This is a genomic window from Microcystis sp. M53603_WE2 (assembly GCF_030065435.1).
In genome coordinates this window covers 1-1,438 of the sequence record NZ_JASJFF010000540.1, presented here as the reverse complement: position 1 = coordinate 1,438, position 1,438 = coordinate 1, and the positions used below count along the sequence as shown (strand labels likewise).

Here is a 1,438-nt window from a genome sequence, read left to right as displayed (position 1 = left end):
TCGCTTGCCAGAGTCGAGCAAATTCCTCTCGATGACCGACTTGGGTATGAATTTCGATCGCATCGACTCCCATTTCGATAATTAAGGGGATAATTTCTGCGGGTTGACAGACACGGGATATTGTCTCGATTATTTGCGGGGGACAAACGGGTAAGCAGCGACCGCAACCATAACAGCGCTGTTCGATTACTCCTCCCCTATCGATAGCATAAGCGGGACAGATTTTTTCGCAGGGACGGGGACAATCGACCGGACAGAGTTGCGGGTTAAAGACAGCTTTACGAAAGTGGGGATCTTCCCCGTCGTTGAGACTGACCATTAACCAAGGTCGTCGATTTGGGGGGAATCCGGCGATTTTTTCGGCGGTTTCGATGCCTTCGCGGGCCGCAACAATCACGGCTCGGTCGGCGGCCACATCAATACAATCGGCCCCGGCGATAGTATAGGTCAAAGCGAGGTTGCGAATCGTGGGCAAATCCTGGTAACTAGCTCCACAGATGAGCTTGAACCAGTGACCCGCAACTAAGGACCAGAAGGGAGAGGAGTTTTTATCTAGCACTTTTTTATCCTATCGCAGCCAGCCCCTAAACGTCAGCCTTGTGCTGCTCTGATACCAAATCTTCTGACTAAAGACTGATTATTAATTCTTCCTTTGGCATTAGTGCCTGTCTGAGGCTGCCCCTCACTTTTGCCAGCAAGCAGAGGCTAGCAGCCTATCCGATAGATAATAGGTTCGTCAGTGGTTAGGAAAATGTGTAATTAATTTAGGGAAAAAAATACCAAATCCGTTTTAATCACGAGGATAATAAAATCCCGAAAGATATACTGTCACTAGATTGCTCACAAATTTTGGTCGGCGGATTTGGTAAGATCGTGTAATTAATCGAGTTCATCAAACAAAAGTTCCTCTAGAATTGGTCCCATACCGTCATCATCGGGGGAAACTAATTCAACTTTCCCTTCCGCATCACCGACGGCTAAGAATAACAAAGGAGCTAGGGGACTGTAAATCGAGTATTTTTGGTCTTCCGAAAAGAAACTGGCGAGAAATTGCAATTCTTCCGGCTCTGATGACGAGGAGGGTTCATCGCCATCAATTTCTAAACTGAGAACATTATCTTCTTCTAGGGGCGGTAATTCACCACTAACAGTCAAGGTGTGGGCAGTGGATTTGAGCAATAGGTCTAATTCTGCTAAAACCGCTTTAGCATCGGCGAAAATCCGCTCGATTTCCTCGCTATCTTCGATTAAGAAGGCATCAGATTCTTCTTCCTCCGATTCCTCATCCCAAGCTAGAATCATCACCGGGGTATCCACGGGGACAAGAAGCATATAGGTGAGATCATCGGTTTCATAGGCATTCTCAATATAACAGTCCAGCGATCGACCTTGCTCATCCCAGAGGGTTATGATATCCGCTTCTTCGAGTTCGTTTTCT

At 46.9% G+C, this 1,438-nt stretch carries 2 protein-coding genes; both read right to left on the bottom strand.

Features of this window, described 5'->3' with window-relative positions:
• The coding region (locus PX481_RS11215) for a 4Fe-4S dicluster domain-containing protein (protein ID WP_288094597.1) at window positions 1-559 on the bottom strand (559 nt) is incomplete at its 3' end.
• Between the two features lie 320 nt (window positions 560-879).
• Window positions 880-1,438 (bottom strand): DUF3727 domain-containing protein (locus PX481_RS11210; RefSeq protein WP_288094596.1); only part of this gene is annotated, 559 nt, incomplete at its 5' end.